The sequence below is a fragment of the Shewanella sp. 30m-14 genome (genome assembly GCF_052977125.1).
Genome location: NZ_JBRILW010000010.1, coordinates 72,088 through 95,705, shown reverse-complemented (window position 1 = coordinate 95,705; position 23,618 = coordinate 72,088). Strand labels below are relative to the sequence as shown.

The following is a 23,618-nucleotide window of genomic DNA, read 5'->3' as shown; positions in this document are numbered from 1 at the left end:
TAGCTATTCTTTTAACTAAATTTTCAATCTAATTCATTTACTTTTTAATGGTTTAGAACGCAGCTAGTTGCTATTAAATCATTCATTATATAAATCGAGTTAGGACGCAGATACTTTTGCTCAATTTCCAGAAAAAAGCGCGCAGCCTATGAATATAGGTGAGCACTTTTGACACAGAAATTGAGTAAAATAGCCAGTCACTCACTCCGGTTTATAGAGATTCTTCGATGCAGATGGCTATATCAAACACTTCGTAAATACGCAATCCATCTTTACTTAAGCTGGCATTACCGGTGATCACCTTCTTACCATTTTCATCTTTAACCGAGGTGATACTCACATCCATCGACATCTGTTTGTTGAGCGGATTGATCTGACCGCGATACTTCCACTTGATGTTCGATAAAATCTGGCCAAACTTAGGGTTTTTAAAGCCAGCGCCTAAGTCTTTACTAATAGCATATGTCTGCATGGTTTCGATAATCGCTTCGACACCTAACGAGCCAGGCATGACTGGATCTTGGTGGAAGTGGAATTGGAAGAACCAATCACTTGGATCGATAGTGCGCTCAGCGTAGAGATAACCTAAGCCTTCGGTGCCACCATTATCGACAATTTCAACGCTGTCGATAAAGTTAAGCTGTCCGCCTGCAAGGCGATAATGAGGCTTGCCTACAGGTGGGTTAAAGTGACGACAGCCTTTGTCGAGCAGGTTGATCTTATCACTTGCTGCAACGCCGTTAGCCACATGCCAAGGTTGAGTGACTTTACCGTTATCTAGACCTAACTGATCTTTAAGGGCGTCACCTTTAAAATATCCAAATACCGCAGTACCGCGATAGAAAGGCTCATTATCAACGCTGAGCTCAAAGCTAAAGCTCTGAATGATGTTTGTGCCCGCCATCACCGTTGATAACAAACGTGAGTCGTTACGAATGGTTTTGCCGCGCAAATCAACATCACGCAGTAGCTCACCGCTGCCGTCTAAGTTACGGAAGAATAGCTCAAGGCCCGGAAAACCAAGGGTTGTGCCCATGTAACCTGAGATAAAGCCGTTAGGCTGCAGTGATATTTCCATTAAAATAGAGTAAGGCATTACAGCCTGGTGACTATTTTTGTCGAAATACCATGCATCAGCAGGTACTTCATACTCAGCGATACACGATGATGGTTTTTTAAATTCGCCGCGCTTGCCGTTAACTTCAATGACGCGAGTGGTGACCTGCAGGTCGCCACATGGCGTACGTGGCGGGATCATACCGCGATAGATTGAGAACTCAGGCCCGAAACAGTTTTCGATGTTACCTGTGGCGAACTCAAACATGTGATACGGCGTGAACGGCACGGTATCGGGTACACGATTCGGGTAATCTGGGGTAATGGGCGCTTCAACGTGCGAGATAGGAATCACGCCCTTGTTTGGCTCTTTGCTCAGATCAGGAATTTGCGCCATTAACGGAGCGTTTGCTGATGCAGGCTGGTATGACTTTTTGTTAAGAGACGCTGAAGGCTCAGACTCTTTACTAGCCGCAGGCGCTTGAGTGTTTTCAATAGCAGTGACGTTAGCAAAAGTTGGGTAACGAGTGCACTCATCTTCCTCGCGGATCATCACACCTAGATTTTGGAAATCTACCACCGCTTTGCCGTTGAGCAAGATATCGATGTTAGCTTTTGCATAAGGGCGAGGGCTAAAGCCTATTTCAGTCACTTCCATACGGTAAGTTAATTCGCCAGATTGCGGCAGCACTTGGCCGCGGCAGCGAACTTGCTGTGAGGCGTTCTCTAATGGTTGGAAACGACCATTTTTAGTTTGGGTGTGCATACCAAGGTGCAGCATATAGAACTGCAGCAATTGACCACAACCTTCGGCCATGAGCGAGCCTGCCATCACCTGATCGCCCTTAAAGTGACACGGGAAATACCAGTGGTCTGCTTCCAGTTGTTTATGACCTTCGATTAAGCCAAGCCCCCAAGTGCCGCCAGTGCGATCAATCTTGCTGACTTGTTCTATCATCAAAAACTTTTCAGAAGCAAAACACAGTGATGGTTGATGAGCGCCTTGATGAGTTGGGCCAAAACAGCCTTCAATATCCGCAGTTAACAGCTTATGTATTTCGCCATAATTAAATTGCGTTTTAGGGCAATCTAATAACGGATTAAAGCGTTGCTTAACCACAAGACTGCGGGCTTTTATCTCATCTTCGGTGCGAATCACCCCTTTACCGTCAGCAAGCTCTTCGTCGGTAAAGAAGCCAGCGCAGCCGCCGTCCATCTTCAAAATCATCTTGTCGCCAACAAAACACTCGTATGAGAAGAAAAACAGCAAGGTGTCGCCATTGCGAGCATAGTTGTTGATCTTAATGTCGTAACGCAGTGTGTCGCCGCCACGAGGCAGATCGCCTAAGAAGGTGAGGGTGCAATCAAGTAAACGATAAACGCGCTCGCCCTTGTTCTCAAAGTCGATGCCTAAGTAGCTAATTAGCATCAAGTCGCACTGACCTGATTCAACCGCGACTGCCCACGGAATTTGGCCATCTACAAGATACGGAGCATCAACTGGGATGTCGTACTCGGTGGTCATTGAACACGGCTTAAACTCATTCATAGTCGCATTGAGTTTGGTTACACGTGATACCAGTAGGTAGTCTGTGGTTGGTAGGCGTACGCGGCGTGAGTAACTATCGATGATAGCGTAATCACTGCCAAACACCTTGGCGATATCACCTTCTGCATACTCGACTAAATCAGCGTAGCTCCAGATGCATGGCTTAAGTGCAGGTACTGGCGGAGAATATGGCGGCACGTTAGCGTGATCGGGCACTAATGCTGCAACCTCTGCCGCTTGAGCAACAACAGCTGCAGGTGTATCGAATTGTTGAAAAGCGGCAACTTGAGCTGGTGCTAGTGTTGTCACAGCTTCTGCTACCTGACCTGTCACTTGAGCTAACTGCTGTTTTAGCAGCGCATCAGCTACCTTCATACCCGCATTGCGGCTTTGTAAAAATGCTTGGTGAGCTTGCAGAGTTAACTGTTGATTCTGTTGAAAACTGGCCAGGTCGCCAGGGGCAATATCGAGAGTCTTGTCTGTTGTATTGCTTATTGTATTCGTTGTCATTGGTGGGGTACCTAATTCACGTTTGGGTGCCTGAGCGGTGACGCCAATGTTTGCAGTCTGTTGTGCTGCAATTGTTATTTGTGGCTTTACTAAGTCAGCCGTTTCGACTGAGTCAGCTGCCTTAATCGGTTTAACTTTGTTTACCACGGTCGATGCTGTCGCCTGCGCCAACTTTTGCGTAATCGTTTCAAGGCTTGCAAGCGGCGTATCGATAATATGCTGGTAGATATCGCGGCCACCTAAGGTGACTTGCTTAACTAGTTGGTGTTTAGCATCAGATTTAAGCTCACTGCTTAAACGCTCGGTTAATGCGTGTTGCTCGCTGGCCGTTTGGCTAATCAATAACTGTGATAGTTGATTCTCGCTGATGTTATTGATCAGCGCGCAATTAACGCTACCTGCTTTGGCTACAGAGTGTTGCTTTAGAGGGTGTTTATTTAAGTTTAGTAAGCCATGTAATAGACTTGCCATGCCCGCTGCAGCAAAACAGTGACCAATACGTTGCTCGGCAGCAGTATGAGTCACTTGTGAAGCAGCACTCAGCGCTAATTGAATTTGGCTCGCTGGCGCGGCCATAGTTTCAATCACTTTAATCGCATTAAAATCGATAGCGGTTTGGCTGAGTAACTTGTCGGTGACCAAAGCCGCTTCAGCCGTTTTAGCAAATTCAAGTGCATCAATTTGGCCATATGAGCTGCCAGATGTACTTTGATCTTTAACTAACACCACTGCGCCAGCACCTTCACCCACATTCCACGTTGTAGAGGTTGGGCTAAGGTTAGGTTCAAGGGCAACCGGAGCAATGGCATTTTTCAAAATCACTTGCTCAAAGCTACCCGATAGATCGACGGCGGCAATGACCACAGCATCGAGGTTATCTTCCATGATCAAGTTTTGCGCAACATCGATACAGCGGCTAACTGACTGCTCTGCAGCAGAAATGGTAAAGGCTGGGCCATTAAAGTCCCATAATGATGCCACACGTGACGCCATGATATTACCAATAAAGCTGGTGTACTGATTCAGCTTTGCTGCATCAAGAACACTGTCCATGGCAATCGCTTCAAGTGCTTGGTATTCATCATCACTTAAATCGACGCCCATAGCGGCAAGGCTTTCTTGCAGTTGGGTATGCAGATTTACGCGGCCACGGAACTGGTGCAGCTCAAGCTCGGTTTCCATTGCCACTAATACCGCAACTTTTTGCCCTGGCTTAAGCTTGGCATCACGAATGGCTTCGTCTGTGACACGCATCAGCATAAGCTGCTGTGAAATCAGACGGTCATCTTCATTTGGTGGCAGTTTAAAGCGTAAGAAGTCTAACTCGAAGTTATCGACATAAGCGCCTTTAGGCGCCGATGCTAAGCCAAATTCAGCTAAAAGTTCATTGTGCTTTTCAAGGCCCTTCCAGCGTTTTTTCGGTAGCTTGATAAAGCCGTTACCGTTTTGGGTCACCGCATTGTTTAACGCATTGATGCTACTGAGCGGACCAAAGTGCGAGGCAAGGCCAACCACTTTTAGCGGCTGAGCTTGACGAGCGGGCTTAGTAGGCTGAGTTGCTTGCTCTGCTTGTGTTACAACAGTGCCTTTGCCGTTATATGACTCAAGCAAAAGGTGCGCATTACAGCCACCAAAGCCAAATACCGACACCCCCGCGTGACGGGTTCTCACACCAAAATGATTATTCGATGGTTTATCTGGCCAGCCCTGTACCATGCTAGGTAGAGTAGGTTTTCCAAACAGTTTTTTCGGTGAAGAGATGGCATCACTAATGTTGATGCTCGGCGGTAAAAAGCCCTCTTTCATGGCGAAGATCATCTTCATGATCCCCGGCATTCCGGCTGCAGTAAGCAGGTGGCCTAAGTTAGATTTAGCTGAGCCTATTAACGGCGCGTCGCTGCCCTCTAGCTTATCTTCAAAGAAGGTTTCCATTGAGGTCAGCTCAATTTTGTCACCCAGTGGCGTACCGGTTGCGTGACATTCAATCACTTCGATATCTTTAGGCGCTATATCGCTGGCGGCGTAAGCACGTTCAAATGCTTTTACCTGACCTTTTGGATTTGGGCTTAATACAAACTGACCTTTGCCGTCGTTTGATAAACCGACGCCACTGACAACGGCATAAATTTTATCGTTATCACGTTCAGCATCCTCAAGACGCTTAAGTACCAGTACGCCAGCGCCTTCACCGGCAAACAGGCCTTTACTGCTAGCATCAAACGGTACTGACACACCATGATCTGGATAGGCGTGAAAGATAGAGAACCCCATGTTGATAAAGAAGGGATCGGCACCCGATACTGCGCCCGCGAGCATGATGTCTGCTTTACCAGTGCTTAAGTAGTCACAGGCGAGCTTTAGTGAATAAACAGAGCTTGCGCAGGCGGCATCAAGGCTCAGTTGTACGCCGCCAAGACCGAGTGCATCGGCAACTAATTTTGAGCTGTTATGGGCAATTGCGCCGTTAGCAGCATAGAGACTTTTCTCGCTTGCTGCGCGCTGGCTATGGGCATTGGTCGGATTGAGTTTAAACCCTTTGCAGCCCAACTTATCTTGTAGCGCCTTTTCAACTGCACTGTGATAAATCGGCAGAAATAGGTCGTTTGAACGGGTAGTCGGAAATGATAATGCGCCCATCACCACACCTGTGCGGGCGAGGTTGGTATCGTCTAGGCTGATCCCTGCATCGTGTAAGGCTTTGCGACTGGTATCGAGCGCCCACAGAAAACTATCATCTAAGCCGTGTAAGCTTTGTTCGGGGAGTTTGTAGCCACGGGCATCAAAGTTAAAATTGTCAATGTAGCCGCCTTTATCGCAATAAAAACGGTCTGATTGTCCTTGAACGCCTTGGTAGTCGCAGCTGTTTGCCCCGAGCTTTTCATCCGTTAATGTGGTGCGAGAGTCGCGTTTATCCAGTAAGTTCTGCCAAAACTCTTCAGGACTCTTGGCGTCGGGATAAAGTGTCGCTAAGCCGATAATGGCAATTTTGCTCTGCTTGCTCGTGCGCTGCTCCGAGCTATTTGATACTGGGTGGTTAGAAGTGTTGTCTGTTAAAGACATTAGACTTCCCCTTTAAGTAAATGATTTTCTTGAGAGCTAATTTGGTCTACCTGATTAGCTTGTAACTGGCATAGAGCCAGCTCTCGTTGAAGTCCATCGATAAATGGTTGCAAAGATAGCGGCACTTTATGGCTTATCAATTGCCCGAGCGCTTTAAGTAAACTGGTTACATCGCTGCTGCCTTTGGCATTCATTGGCACAGTGCAGCATGGCTGCTGCGCGCTCTTGCTATCTTGCTTGGCAATTTTATCTATCAGAGTACAGTTTTGCCTGTCAGCCCCCATCTCAACAAATAACTTAGCGCCTTGGCGCTGAGCGCTATGGATAAGTGCAGTAAAGTCTAAGGTATGGCAGAAAGTGTCTGCAATCGACTGAGCAAGCATTTCACTGGTGAGTGGCTGTGAATTAACAGGCTTATCTGTGCTGCCAATTAGATTGGCTGCGCTGATAAATTGAATTGCCGACGGCAGTTCATCATTAAGCGGCTCAGTGTAAAAGCGCGTCACGTTAGCATGCTCTTCCATAGCTGGTGGGGTATGCATTGCCGTGACGCGATTAGCTGCAATGCCACGTTTGCCTAATGCAGCCAGTAACGCTTTGCATTGCTGCTCACAACCTGCGATAACGCACGTATCACCCTGAATGATGGCTAGGTATGCGTGAGGGTAATGACCGAGTAAGGCCTGAATTGGCGCCGCTTCGCTTCTTACCACAAAGCTATTCCAAACAATATCAGCGTCTTGCTCTTTTAGCTGCCAAGCGCGTCTGACTGCCGTTAGCTCGCCTGATATCGCTGAAGTAAACAGGGGATCGGTTTGAGTTTTGCTGATCAGTTCATGGGGCTTTGTCCAAACACCAAGGCTCGCCCACATAGAGGCTTCACCCATAGAGTAGCCTAGCGCAAAGTTAGGCTGAACCTTAAACTCATCGACGAGCAGTTGAGTTAATAGGTAACTGCTACCGACACCGGCGATGGCCAGCGAGCCAAGATCCATTGCTGGAGCAACGTTAGGATCTAAGTGATAGATGCTATCGGCTTGCAACATCGACTTAAGGTCACCTTCACGTTCAAGGCGAGCATAAAGCGCTGGAAAGTACTGATGGAGCTCGCTAAGCATATCGGCGTAAACCGTACCAACGCCTGGGTAGACAAAGGCTAAACCTGATTGCTCCGTGCAACCTAAAGGGGTACTGGTAAAGTAACTCCCCGCTGGGGTTTTATATTGCAGCAGCTGCTCAGGTGCTTTCGAGATCTCAAACTGTTTGGCTAAGGCATCATCAAATGCGCTTAGCTCTTGCTGTAAGCTATCAATCGAACTCGCCTGGATCACCGCTTGATAGGCTGCTTGCTGATTTTGTCGCTGGTTCTGTTCAAGGTTCTGTTCAAGATAGTTGCTGGCGTGCTGCAAGTTATCTTGCATTAAACTTAATAGCGCAAGTTGGCTAGCATCCGTACTCATGTTCGAGGCTAGCGCCTGTGCGCTGCTAATTGGCTTTAACGCATTACTTAGCTTATCTAACTCAGCTTTTAGCTCGGTTTGAGTGTGACCCGCTAAGATAAACATCAATCTATTGGCGTTCAGTAACGACTTAGGTGCAATAAAGCCTGTGCCTTGTGTTAACACATAACTGGTGCAGTTAAGGGCACTGCTTAAGCCATGAGTAAAGCTAATTGCTGCAACCCGCGCTTGATGAAAACCGCTAAACCAAAAATGACTCTTAGCCTGTTTGGAGGTTAACGCCACACCTTGGTTGGTTGCTTCTCGGTAATGGGTGCGAGTCGCCAACTTTTCAATCAGTTGATACACCTTCGAAAATTGTTCGCGGCTGCTGAGCTCGCTGTAAGACTCAATATGACAGTCACTATTGAGCTCACGTTTTGCCTGGGAAAAAGCCGCGCGTAGAACGTCATTAATGGTATCGGTGCGCTCAGTTGTACTCGCAGCTCTGGTACCAGAACTCATATCTGAAGTTATATCAGTAAGTTGCTGCATCGCACTTAGCACAGCATGTGGGTGCAAGCGCAACTGGGCAGCTTTAAGGGCCGGTAGCATCAACAGAGATTGCTTAGCAGTTGCTAGCTGTACCCATTTACCGGCATTTATCGCGTTAATACTGGTATTTAGCAGCTTATCAAAGCTGTCACTTGAGTGTTCAGTTGCGTTATCGACCAGAAGCTTGACCAGTTCAAATTCACTCGATTGGCTCAAGATGTTAGTTGCGCTTAACTCAGGCAAGAGTGCTGATAAGTTATCAGCACTCATTTGTGGCGCAGGCAGCAAAATCAGTGCGATGCGCAGCGGCATCACACTTGCTTTAGGCGTTTGTTCCACTATGTCGCCTCACTGTCAGTTGCTAACGTTTTGTTTGTTAGCGCAGCAGGCAAAAACGCTGAGTTCAAGCTTTTGCTAATGGTGATTTTAGCTGACTTGAACATGGCACTTAACTCGCCATTGTCATGGTATAGCATCACATTGGCTTCAAGTGAGCGCGTGTTGTGTTTAATCACTTCAAGCTCAATCACACCTGTTTCACCAAAGGCCATAGGCTGGTAGGAAACAAACTCGCCAATTGCCGAAGGCAGACTTGCCGATCCGGTTTTAAGTCGTGCCCAAACGAGCATGGCTTGCAGCAGTAGATCTTCGGCAAAAGGCTGGCTACCACCCAGATGATTTTGCGGTAAAAACTCGCCACAATCAGCGAGGTTTACTGCTGGTAAGGCAACCTTTGCGATTAAGCCTTGCTCGTCAAAACGAACAACAGACTCGATGCCCTGCAGGCGTGGACCATGAAACAGAGTCCCGTTGCTATAAAGCTCTTTAGCCGTGGTGATCACTTGAGTGGCACCTAAGTTAAATTGCTTGCTAGTGCGCTCACTGAGCTTGTTACTTATTTGGTCACTGACAAGCGTCGCCTTATATTGCGGACGACCATTGCAGCTGATCAATGCTTGCAGCGTTGCAGGGTCAGAGCTTGTAGGGGTTAGCTCAAGGGTTAGCTCTTGCGCCGCATCAGTCTCAAATACAATGCCTTTTAATAGCTTGTAATCAAGTACCTTAACTTGAGCGCCAAGCATGTCGCTTGCCACTTCTCGCATCCAGTCGATAGCACATACCGTTGGCAGCACACTGTTACCGCCAATGCGGTGATCTTCAATGAAGGCCATCGCACTTGGGGTTAGTAGGCGCGTTGCGGTGAAAGCTTGCAGTGGTGAATTTTGTGCATCAGCACGCGGATGCGATGTTGTTAGCACCTCATCCGCATTAAGCTTTTTTACAGAAGCAGCCTCAGTTGCTTTTGTGTCGCTTTTGCCTTGCATTGACGTACCAATTAGCAATTGCACGCCGGTTTCACCTAATAGCTGAGTCGCAAATAATTCAGCGCCCGCTTTAAGTGGAATAACGTACACACCACGGTCGGTAAACATCTTCTTCAGTGCAGGATTAACCATACCGCCATCCCAAGGGCCCCAGTTAAAGCTCATGACTTTAGCTTGAGGGTTGCGAGCAGTGAACTGCAATGCCGCCTTATTGAGAATATCGTTCGACATCGCATAATCGCTTTGCCCAGTGTTACCGTAGAACCCCGCTGCAGATGAGAACATAGCTAACAGTTTGATCTTGCTTGGCTCAAGTGCAGCAAGTAGTGCTTTAAGGCCATTGACCTTAGTGCCATAAACGCGTGCAAGTTCAGCAAGGGTTTTATCTTGAATGTGTTTGTCAGCTAACACGCCCGCGCCGTGAATCAGACCCGTGATTTCACTTGAGCGACCTTTTAGCGCTGCTGTGATTGCCGCGCTGTCGGTCACGTCCATGCTGACATATTCAGCTGAAGCGCCAACGTTGCTAAAGGCGGTTAGGGCAGCGTTGATCTCAATGCTGCTTTGTACTGGCCAAACAGCCGCTTCAACTTGCTTTGGCGTTGGCTTTTGACCTGTTGAGATAATATGCGCAATCGCCGCTGACTTTAGCTCGCTAGTTTGCTTACCTTCAGCCCAGCTTGGCAATGCTTGTAATTCGCTACGGCCAGCTAAAATAAAGTGTGATTGAGTGCGAGCGGCTAATGCCAGCGCGCATTCAAATGTCACACCTTTTGCGCCACCGGTCACCAGTATTTTATCTGTACTGTTTAGCTCGGCTGGAGCGGTTTTATTGCAGGCTTCACCGGCAATGAGTGTTACGCGGTTAATTTGACCTTCAACTAAGCTTAACCCTACTTCTGGCAGCTGAACTTGGCTATCAAATAGTTCACTAGTAATGGCATCAGCAAAGTGTGTTGCATCAACATCTGTTGCAATGTCCAGCGCACGACAGAAAACCTGTGGCCATTCATGGCTTAAGGTTTTAGTTAAGCCTGCTAGTGCAGCTTGGTTAAGTTCGGCATCTTTTAGTGCATCGGTATTTAAGTAACCAAAGCCACCGTCGATACGACTGACGGTAATGAAACAGCGACGAGCGTCAGCTTTTGCATCTACAAGCGGTGTTTGTACTAGCTTTGGTTGCAACAGTTTTGCCCACAAGAACGCATTGCTAACGTGAGTAAAGCTTTGCGCATCTAGATTGACTGCTGTTTGCTCAGTGGCATTGGCTTCAGGTTGTAAGTGGATAAAGCCACCAATAGTGCCAACCTGAGTTTCAATCTCTGCAATAACCGCAGTAATACTTGTTTCAAGCTCAGATTCTTCGCTTGAGGCAAGTTCAAAGCTGGCAACATCGCTTGAAAGTGGCGATTGTGGCTGGCCAGCAGCAAGACGCACAACGGCAACTTTAAGACCTTGTTTTGTTAGTTTCTCTGCAAGAACACCCGCGTTATGACCATCATCATTGATCACAAGGGTTGTATCTGCGGCGAAACAGTCTTGTAGCTTGTCCGCCGCATTAAGCTTTTTTAGCGCTACCTCGCTATGAGGAGGAAGTTCTACTCTTGGTTCTGCAGACAATGGCGCTGGCTTAGCAGAGCCTTCAGCTGCACTTGTATTAGCAGAGCCCTCAGCTGCACTTGGAGCGAGCTTAGAGCCTTCAGCTGGCAGTTTACTGCCCATATAGCTAACGATTTCGCCCAGTGTTCTACACTCTGCTAGATCTTCAGGATTAAGTTCAGGCAGACCCGGTAGCTCATCTTGTACTGTGCCAAGAATTTCAACGCGCTTAATCGAATCGATACCTAAATCGGCTTCCATATCCATGCTTAGCTCAAGCATTTCAGTTGGGTAACCGGTTTTATCGGCAACCACTGACATCATAGTAGCCTGTACCTTGTCGGCACTTAGACCGTTTGCAGCTGGTGTAGATGAAAGCGCAGAGCCTTCAGCGGCACTAACATTAAGAACCGCCGCAGCGCTAGAGCCCTCAGCTGGCAGTTTACTGCCCATATAAGCCACGATTTCGCCAAGAGTGCGACACTCAGCTAGATCTTCAGGATTAAGTTCAGGCAGACCCGGTAGCTCATCTTGTACTGTGCCAAGAATTTCAACGCGCTTAATCGAATCGATACCTAAATCAGCTTCCATATCCATGCTTAGCTCTAGCATTTCAGTTGGGTAACCCGTTTTCTCGGCAACTACAGACATCATAGTAGCCTGTACCTTGTCGGCACTTAGACCGTTTGCAGCTGGTGTAGATGAAAGCGCAGAGCCTTCAGCGGCACTAACATTAAGAACCACCGCAGCGCTAGAGCCCTCAGCTGGCAGTTTACTGCCCATATAAGCCACGATTTCGCCAAGAGTGCGACACTCTGCTAAATCTTCAGGATTAAGTTCAGGCAAACCCGGTAGTTCATCTTGTACTGTGCCAAGAATTTCAACGCGCTTAATCGAATCGATACCTAAATCGGCTTCCATATCCATGCTTAGCTCTAGCATTTCAGTTGGGTAACCGGTTTTATCGGCAACCACTGACATCATAGTAGCCTGCACTTTTTGCGCGCTAATATTAAGAGCCGCCGCGGCGCTATCACTCACAGTCGCTGCTGGTGTAGATGAAAGCGCAGAGCCTTCAGCTGCACTTGTAGAAAGCTTAGAGTTCATATAGCTAACGATTTCACCAAGGGTGCGACACTCAGCTAGATCTTCTGGGCTAAGCTCAGGCAAACCAGGTAGCTCATCTTGTACTGTGCCAAGAATTTCAACGCGCTTGATAGAATCGATGCCTAGGTCGGCTTCCATATCCATTTCAAGCTCTAGCATTTCAGTTGGGTAGCCCGTCTTTTCGGCAACCACTGACATCATAGTGCTTTGCACTTTTGCAGCGCTAATATTAAGAGCCGCCGCAGCGCTATCACTCACGGTCGCTGCTGATGTAGGTGAAAGCGCAGAGCCTTCAGCTGGCAGTTTACTGCCCATATAGCTAACGATCTCGCCAAGGGTACGACACTCTGCTAGATCTTCAGGGCTAAGCTCAGGCAGACCCGGTAGCTCATCTTGTACTGTGCCAAGAATTTCAACGCGCTTGATAGAATCGATGCCTAAATCGGCTTCCATATCCATTTCAAGCTCTAGCATTTCAGTTGGGTAACCTGTCTTCTCGGCAACCACTGACATCATAGTAGCCTGTACTTTTTGCGCGCTCAAGGCTGTTTCAGCGCTCAGACCGTTTACTGCTGGTGCAGCAGCTACTTGAGGCGCCGCGGCGGCAGTTGTTGAAAGCGCAGAGCCTTCTGCTGGCAGTTTACTGCCCATATAAGCCACGATCTCGCCAAGGGTACGACACTCTGCTAGATCTTCAGGGCTAAGCTCAGGCAGACCCGGTAGCTCGTCTTGTACTGTACCTAAAATCTCAACGCGCTTGATAGAATCAATGCCTAGGTCGGCTTCCATATCCATTTCAAGCTCTAGCATTTCAGTTGGGTAACCTGTCTTCTCGGCAACCACAGACATCATAGTGCTTTGCACTTTTGCAGCGCTCAGGGCTGTTTGCGAGCTCAAGGCTGATTCAGCGCTAATAGCGACAGCTGGGCTTGTAGCACTTGTATGAGTCGGTACGATAGCAGCTTGAGCTGGCGCTGCTTGACGAGCAACTTGTACTGGCGCAGTTTGAACAGGAGCTGATTGTACCGGCGTAGTCTGAATCGGAGCAGGTGCAGTTACAGGTGCTGGCTGTGCTTGTGGAGCTTGAGTCGGCTGCACTGGCGCACTGTTTACCGGAGCTTCAATTGCAGGTTGAGTAACAACTTGGCTTTGAATAGCTTCATTGTGAATGACAGGCGCATAAGTTGCTTGGTTGCCATTGAGTAGGTTCAATGCTGCAATATTGCTACCCGCTTGCATTTCTAAGAATTGGGTATGGCTTTGCAGTGTTTGCGCTTGTAGCTGGTGGAACTGCTCCATAGAGCGCTGTAGGCTCTCAGGGATCGCAACACCTGAACTTGCCAGTTTAGTCTGCTCTGTCATCAAGGTTGTGAAAGTCTCGCCGTATTGCTGCGGGATCTCCAAGAACTGCTGATGCAGCTGAGCGGTTTGCTGCTGCGCGGCAAAGAAGTTACTTAATGCATCACCGCTAATGCTATGAGCTGCTGGCTTACTGTTTTTAGACACAAATTGGCTCTCTATACCGGAATCTATAACTGGATCTACAACTGAACGGGCTTGGACTGCATTGGCTTGCATTGCACCCGCTGGGGCTGCAACCTCAATAATCTTTTCAACTTCAACGATTTTTTCTACAATTTTTTCGACTTCAACAAGCTTTTCAACTTCAACCACTTTTTCCTCAATCACACGTTCGATTTGAGACGTTACTATGCCCGTCTCTAGTGACTTAGCCATTTTAGCCCGTGTTGCTTTACTGATATGGTTGGCAGCGTTCAGCGAAATACTCATTGGTGACTTTTTCGCTGGCGCTGCGATATCGGCCTGGTATGGGTCGATATTATCAAGCTTGATACCGGCAACCGCTAATTGAACTGCAGCTTGCTTTAGCTGTAGGTCGCTATCGCCTTTAGGGCTTGGGTTAATTGAGATGGCGCAAATGTCGCTCATATGCTCTGCAAGGGTGCCTTGTACCAACTTTTGCAGGATGTTTTTTGGGCCAAATTCGACAAATATGCGTGCACCCGCTTCATACATAGCATCAAGTTGAGTGGTAAAGCGTACCGATTGAAGCATATGTTTCTTAAACGAGGTTTTAATCTTTGCTGCAGTGCTGTCATAAAGTGCGCCAGTTGCATTTGAGTAAAGCGCACGGCTCGCTTTAGTAAACTTGGCGGCATCAATCGCTTTGGCAAATGGCGCCTGAGCATGACCAACAAGTTCGGTGTGGAAAGCGCCAGATACGGGTAGGTTAATCGCTTTATAACCAAGCTCGCCTAGTGCTTTGGCGGCATCCGCTGTGGTGGCGGTTGGGCCGGCTATAACCGATTGCGTTGGGGCGTTGTAGTTAGCGACTTTTACGCCGTCGAACTTGGCGATTGTGTTTTCAAGTGTACCTAAATCATCCGCTTTATGGATAACCGCAAACATGGCGCCACAATCAGCATCTTGACCGTCTTTCGTTTTAGCTTTAGTGGCCATGGCATCACCACGAGCAAAAGCCAGCTTGTAGTAATCATCAGCTGAAATCACACCTGCGGCGCATAAGGCGCTTAGCTCACCAAAACTATGACCCGCCACCATATCGGCATTAAAACCTGCAGCGGTGAACAGCTCATACTGACCCATAGAGATCGCGCCGATAGCACTTTGTGCATTGGCGGTATTGGTCAGAATCGCTTCTTGGGTTGTTAAGTCGTCTTTATTAAATACAGGCTTTGGATATAGCGTTTGCGACAATGGTGTTTTGTTGTTGGCGGCAAAAACTTTATCGGCAGTCACAAACTGCTGGCGCATCTCTGGGTAGTAACAGGCAAGCTCGCGGCCCATATTCAGATACTGAGAGCCTTGGCCTGCAAATAATGCGGCGACTTTACCTTCAATCGCGGCTGTGCGGTAGCTCGTGCCACCAGGCAGCTGCCATGCGGCATCATCACTCGATGACAGTTTTGCAATCGCTTGCTTAATTTGGTTGGCTAATTCTTCGCGAGAGTTTGCCACTAAACCAAGACGTGGCGCAGTTGTATCAAGCTCACGTAAGGCGTAGTTTGCAGCAGCATCTTTGAGGTTAAATTCAGCTTGCTCTGCTGATGCTGCAAGTGTGTTTAGCTCCTTTATCAATGTCGCTTTATCGCTAGCGCTGACTAAGAAGCTTTGAGCTACATGGCGTTGGCGGTACTTAGCCTTCTCACTATCATCGCGTTTATGCTCATTATTGTACTCTTCCAATACAAAGTGGAAGTTAGTGCCACCAAAACCAAACGAGCTAATACCCGCACGGCGCGGCGTACCATCAGTACGTGGTAACCACGGACGGGTTTCAGTGTTTAGATAAAACGGCGAGTTCTCGATATCAAGCTTTGGACTTGGCTGGCTAACGTTAATTGTTGCCGGTAGCACTTTATGATGCAGTGCAAGTGCGGCTTTAATAAGCCCCGCAGTACCTGCAGTTGATTTAGTGTGGCCAATTTGAGATTTAACTGAGCCCAGTGCAATGTGCTGTTTGGTGTCATTGTCGTCGCGAAACACTGAACAAAGACCGGCAAATTCTGCTGCATCGCCTGCTGCCGTACCAGTACCATGGGCTTCGATAAGTCCAAGTGTGTGCGGTGCAAAACCTGCGTCATCATAAGCGCGGTTTAACGCTTTTGCTTGACCAGACGGACGAGGGGCGTAGATAGATTTAAACTTACCATCAGATGATGAGCCTACACCTTTGATCACTGAATAGATCCGGTCGCCATCACGCTCGGCATCTTCAAGGCGCTTAAGCGCCACCATACCAATACCTTCACCAATCATCATGCCTTTAGAGTCGATATCAAATGGCTGAATGGTTTCATTAGTGGTAAAGGCGGGGGTTTTTGAGAAGCTCATGTACATAGATGGTGAGTTATCGGTACAGACACCACCTGTGATCATCATCTCTGAGCGACCTTCGGTCAGCTCTGTGAGCGCCATACGCATCGCGGCGAGTGAGCCTGCACATGCCGCATCAACGACGCAGTTCATGCCACCAAAATCAAATCGGTTGGCAATACGACCAGCAATTACATTACCTAGAGAGCCTGGGAATGAGTTCTCTTCCCAATGCACATATTGGTCTTGGAACTTCTTGATCAGCATTTCGCTGTCAGTGTCACTGATGCCACTGCTAGCGAATACTTTCTTTAGCACTGGGTACTGCAGGCGCGCTGTTAGGCTGTGGCTAATTTTTTGACCGCCGCCGACACCTAAGGTGATACCAATCTTATCTCTGTCGTAACCTTCAGGTAGGTTGGCGTCGGCCAAGACTTCTTTCGCCACGATAAGCGAAAGTAGCTGTGAAGAATCTGTTAGCTCTAGGATATTTGGCGGCAGGCCAAATTCCATTGGGTTGAAATCGACTTCTGGTAAGAAGCCACCACGCTTACAGTAACTCTTGTCTGGCGTACTCTTATTGGCATCATAATATTCTTCTGGCTGCCAGTGAGTCGATGGTAGCTCGGTGATAGCATCAATTTTTTCACTAATAAGATCCCAGAACTTATTTAAGTAACGAGAGTTAGCAAAGATGCTCGCCATGCCAACGATGGCAATCGGCATATCTTTAAGGCGCTTGTTTAAGCGTGAATCAGCTTGTGACTCTTGTGCTTGCTCAGTCGCTTTAGCTGATTGTGTAGGTTTAGAGGTCTGGCTCATTATGAGTCTCCACTGGATGCCTGATTATCAGGCGTCTTGTTGTTTGTTTTAGGCTTATCTTTTGTGGTGTGGCGATTTGGCGTCGCACCAGGAAAGCGCTGTAAAAAAGTGTGATAGTTACGCACGAGTAACTTTCGTAAATGGAATGGCCCATGTTTAAGGACATAGGTCATGTAACGGTTGGTGGCTTGAGTATTGCCATCTTGATATATGTCGAGATAGATCCAATCACTATGGGGATCGATGCCGAGTAAAATAGAGCTAGGTTGCTGCTGTGTTAGCTTTGGCGGAATGGTGAGTGAAACCACCTGTACTACGTTGTCGCCGTCGGTGCTCGGAAGAGCTAAGGTTTTAGCGAGCGTTTCGTAATGCAAGGTATAGGTTTGCACGTCGCTGCCTTGGGTGACCGGAATATGATTAAAGTAACGCATCGGCACGTTAGGGCTAGTAATGTCACTGACCCGTGAGACCCCATAGCGCTTTAAACACCGAGCTAAACCAGAGCGCGACACATTAGGGTTAATAAATTTCTGCGTGGCTTTTAATAAGGTGTCTAGCGGCATCTTCAATTGATAACGCAATCCTACTACCACATATTCTTGTAGCGGGGTTAACGTGGTATTGAGGTGATGCGGTGTATTGGGGGTATTTTCGACAGAGTCGCGTCTGCGCCATTTACGAACGGTGGCTTCACTGATATTCAATATTTTTGAGAGTTGACTCACCCCCAGATCGGATCCTTGAATGAATCGACGCATCTCAGGAGTCGTAGTGGCATTGCGATGCCTTGTTTCGTTGTCAACTTGCGTACACTTATTCGAGTTGTTGTTAACTTCTTTTAAGTATGCACTATTTATTTCTGCCATCAGTTTAGCGGGTATCCGTTAATAATCTGTTGGGACTACATGGTCAAATAGCGCTAGAACCCCAGTTCTAAGTCTGCTGTCATCACAATTTCGTCGATAATTTCAAGCTAATGGCAGAGCAGACTACCTGAGCTGATAAGGCAATACAATCACCTGGGACTTAATAATTGCTGATACGACCAGATTCGGCGAACACTTGTAAGTTAGATTGTTGTTTTGTTGTGTGAATTAAGTAGGTGGATTAAAGGGTGATCTAGGTCAAGTATTAAGCTTTTTAACAGGTCTATACTTGCAATTAACAAAGGTGAAACACGTGTCTTGATGAAATATGGAATGATTTAATAATGTGATAAAAGGAGGCCAATATGGCTACGTTTACGACTGAGCAAATCCGCAATTTTGCGGTGCTCGGACACACAGGTTCAGGGAAATCATCGCTATTGGAGGCGTTGCTGTTTCGCGCTAAAGCGATAACATTAAAGGGCAGGGTCGATAGGGGCACAAATCATGCTGATTTCACTGCCCAAGAAAAATCCCACCGTCACAGTTTAGAACCCTCTTTTCTTAATCTTGATTACAGCTCTCACCATATCAACCTCATCGATACTCCCGGTCTGCCTGACTTTTTTGGACGCGCTTTATTGCCGTTACCCGGTGTAGAGTCGGTGATCTTGGTTATCCATGCGGCAGTCGGTATTGAACCTGTGACGAAAAGAGCCTTTGATGCCGCCCGAAGTCAAGGTAAGGCGGTACTGATTGCGATCAATCATATCGACGGCAATGAGGCGGGGTTGGCGGCGTTATTGCAAAGTATTCAAACTCAGTTTGGCCACCGATGCTTACCCGTTAATCTACCTAACACTGCAGGTGATGGCGTTGTTGATTGCTATCTTCATTACGACCATCACACTGAAACCGCATTTATTGGGGCGCAATCGGCAAGAGATGAACTGGTCGATACCGTACTTGAAGAAGATGAGCAATTAATGGAGCTCTACCTTGAGCAGGGCGAATCTTTAACACCAGAGCAACTGCATGCACCGTTAGAAACTGCATTACGTATGGGGCATTTAGTGCCAGTGTGTTTTACCAGCGCTGAAAGAGATATTGGGATCAGTTCATTACTTGAGGTATTGGTTAAATTAATGCCGAGTCCGTTAGAGGCGAACCCGCCGCAATTTTTTAAGGGCTTTGCCAATGAGGCTAAGCCAATTGATGTTAGCCAGTCAGCCAACGATCATGTATTAGCGCATGTATTTAGAGTGTCGATAGACCCATTTTTTGGCCGCATGGGCGTATTTCGTCTCTATCAAGGCACGATAAACGTAGGGATGAAGTTGTTTCTTGGTCGTGGCCGCAAGCCCTTTAAAGTGACTCACCTGACGAAGCTACAAGGTGATAAACATATTGAGGTTAGCCAGGCTATCCCTGGGGATATTTGTGCAATCGCTAAAGTTGAAGAGTTAGAGGTGGGCACCGTTTTACATGATAGCCACGATGAAGATGAGTTGCACTTGGCTGAGCTCGTTCTGCCTCTGCCAATTTTTGGTTTAGCTGTATCACCCAAAAAACGTGGCGATGAGCAAAAAATATCGGAAGTGCTGAACAAGTTAGTGGCAGAAGATCCGAGTTTACAGATCAGTCGAAGTGACGCTGAGGGGCAAACGGTGTTGAAAGGCCAAGGAGACTTACATCTTCAAATTGCTCTAGAAAAAGCGCAAACCTTATTTAACGTTGATATGGATACCGATACACCGGCAGTTGCTTATCGCGAAACGATTTTGGGAGAAGCCAAATATCGTTACCGTCATAAGAAGCAATCGGGAGGCTCTGGCCAATTTGGTGAAGTGGAGTTGCTGGTTCAGCCTCTATCCCGTGGCGCGGGCTTTGAGTTTGTGAGTAAAGTGGTGGGTGGTTCTGTACCGAGTCAATATATCCCCGCAGTAGAGAAAGGGGTGCGCGAAGCGATGTTAGCTGGAGGCTTAGGTGGTTTCCCAATGCAAGATATTAAGGTCACTATATTAGATGGTAAGCACCATAGCGTTGATTCAAAAGAGATCGCATTTGTGATGGCGGGCAAGCGGGCTTTTATGGAGGCGGTCACATCGGCGCAGCCAGTCATTCTTGAACCAGTTGTAGATATGCAGATTTGCGTTGAACAGAATCAGGTCGGTGATATCACTGGCGATATTAGCGCATCCAGAGGCATAGTGTGTGGTACACAGGCGCAAACTAATGGCATGGTCGAGGTGAGTGTGGAAGCGCCACTGGCAAATGTTGCAGATTATTCCACCAGGCTTAAATCTATGACAGGAGGAGAGGGGCAGTTTTCAATGAGCTTTAGCCGTTACGATGTGGTTCCCGATAGAGTGCAGTCTTCGTTAATGCGTTAAAAGATTGATTTCAGTGGTTTTGGCTATTGTGGTGCCATTTTAGTTTGTGACTGTTGTTTTTAATTAAAACAGGCCACAATAGCCTTACTACCTAAGTTTACATTTGAGCTCGTCTTGTCTGAATTTACTTCAATTAAACTGTATTTTTGTCCGTTAAGGTTAGGGACGCTCGATGCTGACTCTGCGGCCTTAATTAAGACTTGGCTACCGCAAGATGAAGCCGATAAAGTTAATCGTTACATCAAGCAAGAAGCTAAAGATCAAGGCTTGATGGTGAGAGGCTATCTGCGTGCACTTTTATCTAGACAAGTATCCAAACAGGCTAGCTTGAAGCCCCATGAATGGTGTTTTGAGTATGGTGATAAAGGCAAGCCTAGGCTAAGTGCAGCCCAGTTTAAACAAACCGGGATCCATTTTAATATCAGCCATAGCGGCGACTGGCTACTGGTGGGGATCTGTCAGTCAAACTCCCACTCAAATTCTCAATCAAATTTCCGATCTGAGCATGCTAACCAGACTGGTGCAATTGAGTTTGGGGTCGATATTGAGCGTTGCCGCAGTAGTACCAATATTCATTCGATTTTAAGTCATTATTTCTCTGAGCCTGAAAAGACTGCATTGTTGGCATTACCAACAGCGTTACAGCGCGAGCGCTTTTTCGACTTATGGGCACTTAAAGAGTCATACATTAAAGCTAAAGGCTTAGGTTTAGCTTTGTCGCTGAAATCTTTCGCCTTCGATTTTGCGCCCTTGATTGAAACGTCATTAGAGCTTGATGGAGCAGTCAGCATTAGCCCGACAATAAAGACTGCTACAAGTGAGCTCGATACAGCTCATCTTCCTGTTAATCAGAACATTCCAGTTAAACACAATATTGACCTTAAACAGGGCATTCCTCTTAAGCAGAGCATTTGCCTCTCGATAGCTCAAGGTCATGGGGATGGGCAAGACGAAATGAAGGCGCGGCCACAGCAGATGACGGTTGCTAAAGATTGGCATTGCTGGCTTGGGCACTTGGATGCTAACTATCGTTTTGCGCTGAGTATTGGCCCCTGCCATCAGGCAAGCATTAACGCGGCAGAGGTTAACTTAAAGTCACTATTAGCCGATTGATGCTAGCGGATTAATATTAGCAGAGTGATTTGTGGATTTTGAGTAATAAAAGCGGGGCCTCAACAAATAGCCCCGTTTTATGTTTAACCACTTTTGTTAGCGAACTTTACCTTACTGAGCTTTGCGCTAGTGAGCTAACCGCTTACTTTACTGGGGTCGGTACAATCTCAAAGTCAGGATTGAACTCCACCATGCTGCTGGCTATTTTGCCAAAGGCTTCTTTATCGCCTGTCAGCTTTGCATCACCGCTTGCTAATAGCGCTTTAAGGGTTACCTGCCCGAGTAGAATGCGATTAACATCCGCTTTGTTGACGATGAGGTTGGCATCTGCTTGTTGCTCCTTATCGACAACGGCGTTACTTAGGTTGCCGTTGCTAAGTTCAACGTAAAGAATGTCTTTAGTGTCTGGGGTGATAATATTCATCTTAACTAAGCCGTGCTTTGCGGCGAGCTGACTGTCAATTTTAACGGCAAGGAAGTCGAACAGTGTTGGCATATCCATTTCACTAATGACATCTGCTGATGCGGTCTTAGGTGCACCTGCTTGAATGCCGACCCTTAGCTCTTGCGCACCAGTAAGATAGATATTTCTCCACCCTGCGCCTTCAGACTGATAACCTAATTGCTCGTAAGAATCGGCAAGAAGTTGTCGCGCTTCATTGTTTTCAGGATAGGCGGTCACGACCTTATTTAGTGCCGTAGCGACAAAGCGATACTCACCCTGAGCGTAGTCATTTTTAGCACGTTTAACCGCAGCATCTGCTCCGCCCATATATTCGACAAACTTTGCCGACTCTTGTTGAGTTGGCAGCGGATTTAGGTTGGCTGGATTCATATCAAAGTAGCCTAGATACTTGTTATATACCGCTTTGGCATTATGGCTATAAGTGCCGTGATAGCCGTTAGTGTGCCAAGTTTTATAGATGGACTCTGGGATTGTATCTTGAATCGCATCGCCAATATCTTGAATGCCTACGCCATCATTTGCCAATCTCAAGGTTTGGTTATGGACTAATCCGTAGTTATCTCGTTGTAGGCGCAAGAATTCATTGATCTCCTGTTTACCCCAGACCGGCGCTGAGTGAGCGGCAAACAGCACCTCAACATCATTACCAAAGGCATTAATCATCTCGTTAATATCTTTTGACCATTTGAGTGAGTCACGTACTTTCGCGCCACGCAAGGTGTAAATATTGTGCATTCCTTGGTAAGTCAGCTCTGCAGTCCAAAGTGCGTTTTTTGATGGAATGTAGGTGATCATTTCTGATTCAGCCTCAGTACCAGATGCGTCCATAAACACCATTTCTAGACCATCAATAGTGAGTGTTTCCCACTTACCCTCGCCATTTAAGGTGTAATCTGGTGCCACATAAGTGATCTCACCTTTTGATAAGCCTTTACCTAATGCGGCGTCAACAATACCGTGATCATGCTTGCCTAGTGTTGCACCATATTGGTAAGCGGCTCGGCGGCTCATGGCATTACCAGCGAGCACGTTTTCATCAACAATCTCTTTGGTGATGTTATCTGAGCCGTAGACTTTGACATTAGGAAACATCTCTTGTACCCCACGAGCGCCACCAAAGTGATCGGCATGGCTATGGGAGTAAATCATGGCAACCACGGGAAGCTCGCCGTCTTCAGGCAAGTTAGCTAAAGCAAATTTAAGTGATGCCTTTGCAGCTTCTTTAGTTAGCAAGACATCGTAGGCTATCCAGCCATTGTCACTGCGAATAAGGGTTAGGTTCGATAAATCAGTCCCGCGAACTTGGTAGATCCCATCGCTAACCTTGTATAAACCATTCGGTACCATATTGAGCTGGGCTTGGCGATAGAGTGATGGGTTCACTGAGTCGGGAGTCTTGTCGCTGATAAAGGCAAATTCAGCTCTGAGAATGTCGGCTGTGGCTTTATCAAATTTGGCTACGAGGTTTTTTGAGGACTGCTCGAAAGCGCGAGTATCGGTAAAATTAAGGGTGTCCGCTACGGCCTGATTGTGGGCGATAGTGTGTTTAGTCGCATCTTTACCTTGATAATGCACTGTTATGTGATCATGTTCGTGCTGGGCTGCGGTAGCATTGAACGAGAAAATAGAGACGATTGAGATAGCAAGTAGTGTCTGTTTCATAGGATACCCTTTTAAGATTGAATAGGTTCAAAGTGTTAAGTCTCTGTGCTGCCATTAACTTGTGATGCTGTAACGAGACTTTTGCTTGATTGAGGCCAGTATATTGATCTTGGAAGGATTAATAATTAGCGCTAACTTAGAACTTGGTATTTATAATATGAATGAGTGGACCCTCTATGTTTGTGACGACTAATCATGGTTTACTAAAGCGTTGGACTTTATTTTCACCCTGCAATGT

Annotated in this window: 7 protein-coding genes; 2 read left to right on the top strand and 5 right to left on the bottom strand. The window is 47.1% G+C overall.

Going from position 1 to position 23,618, the window contains the following annotated elements; all coding sequences use genetic code 11:
- Nucleotides 1-211: 211 nt before the first annotated feature.
- Genes pfaC through ACVBIU_RS09530 form a run of 4 tightly spaced genes read right to left on the bottom strand, consistent with a single transcriptional unit; the run spans nt 212 to nt 17,746 of the window.
- Entirely contained in the window at nt 212-6,175 is a 5,964-nt protein-coding gene (gene pfaC, locus ACVBIU_RS09545; RefSeq protein WP_447163622.1) for an eicosapentaenoate synthase subunit PfaC, read from the bottom strand.
- Nucleotides 6,175-8,508: a PfaB family protein gene (locus ACVBIU_RS09540; RefSeq protein ID WP_447163621.1), complete on the bottom strand. Its 2,334-nt coding sequence runs from the start codon at nt 8,506-8,508 to the stop codon at nt 6,175-6,177. Before ACVBIU_RS09540 ends, pfaC begins: the two co-directional genes overlap by 1 nt.
- Nucleotides 8,508-16,880, bottom strand: coding sequence for an eicosapentaenoate synthase subunit PfaA (gene pfaA, locus ACVBIU_RS09535; protein WP_447163620.1), 8,373 nt, complete (start codon nt 16,878-16,880; stop codon nt 8,508-8,510). The genes ACVBIU_RS09540 and pfaA overlap by 1 nt, the downstream gene beginning before the upstream one ends.
- A complete protein-coding gene (locus tag ACVBIU_RS09530) occupies nt 16,880-17,746 on the bottom strand; it encodes a transcriptional regulator (RefSeq protein ID WP_447163619.1) in 867 nt (288 codons plus the stop codon). The genes pfaA and ACVBIU_RS09530 overlap by 1 nt, the downstream gene beginning before the upstream one ends.
- A gap of 365 nt (nt 17,747-18,111) precedes the next feature.
- On the opposite strand from ACVBIU_RS09530, the gene fusA reads away from it, so the two are divergent.
- Together fusA and ACVBIU_RS09520 are read left to right on the top strand one after the other, a co-directional pair.
- On the top strand, nt 18,112-20,139 hold the full coding sequence (gene fusA, locus ACVBIU_RS09525) for an elongation factor G (RefSeq protein WP_447160616.1): 2,028 nt from the start codon (nt 18,112-18,114) through the stop codon (nt 20,137-20,139).
- Between the two features lie 114 nt (nt 20,140-20,253).
- A complete protein-coding gene (locus tag ACVBIU_RS09520) occupies nt 20,254-21,252 on the top strand; it encodes a 4'-phosphopantetheinyl transferase family protein (RefSeq protein WP_447160615.1) in 999 nt (332 codons plus the stop codon).
- A gap of 142 nt (nt 21,253-21,394) precedes the next feature.
- On the opposite strand, the gene ACVBIU_RS09515 is transcribed toward ACVBIU_RS09520, so the two are convergent.
- Nucleotides 21,395-23,380 (bottom strand): alkyl/aryl-sulfatase, encoded by a 1,986-nt coding sequence (locus ACVBIU_RS09515; protein ID WP_447163618.1) that lies wholly within the window; start codon nt 23,378-23,380, stop codon nt 21,395-21,397.
- Between the last annotated feature and the right edge of the window lie 238 nt (nt 23,381-23,618).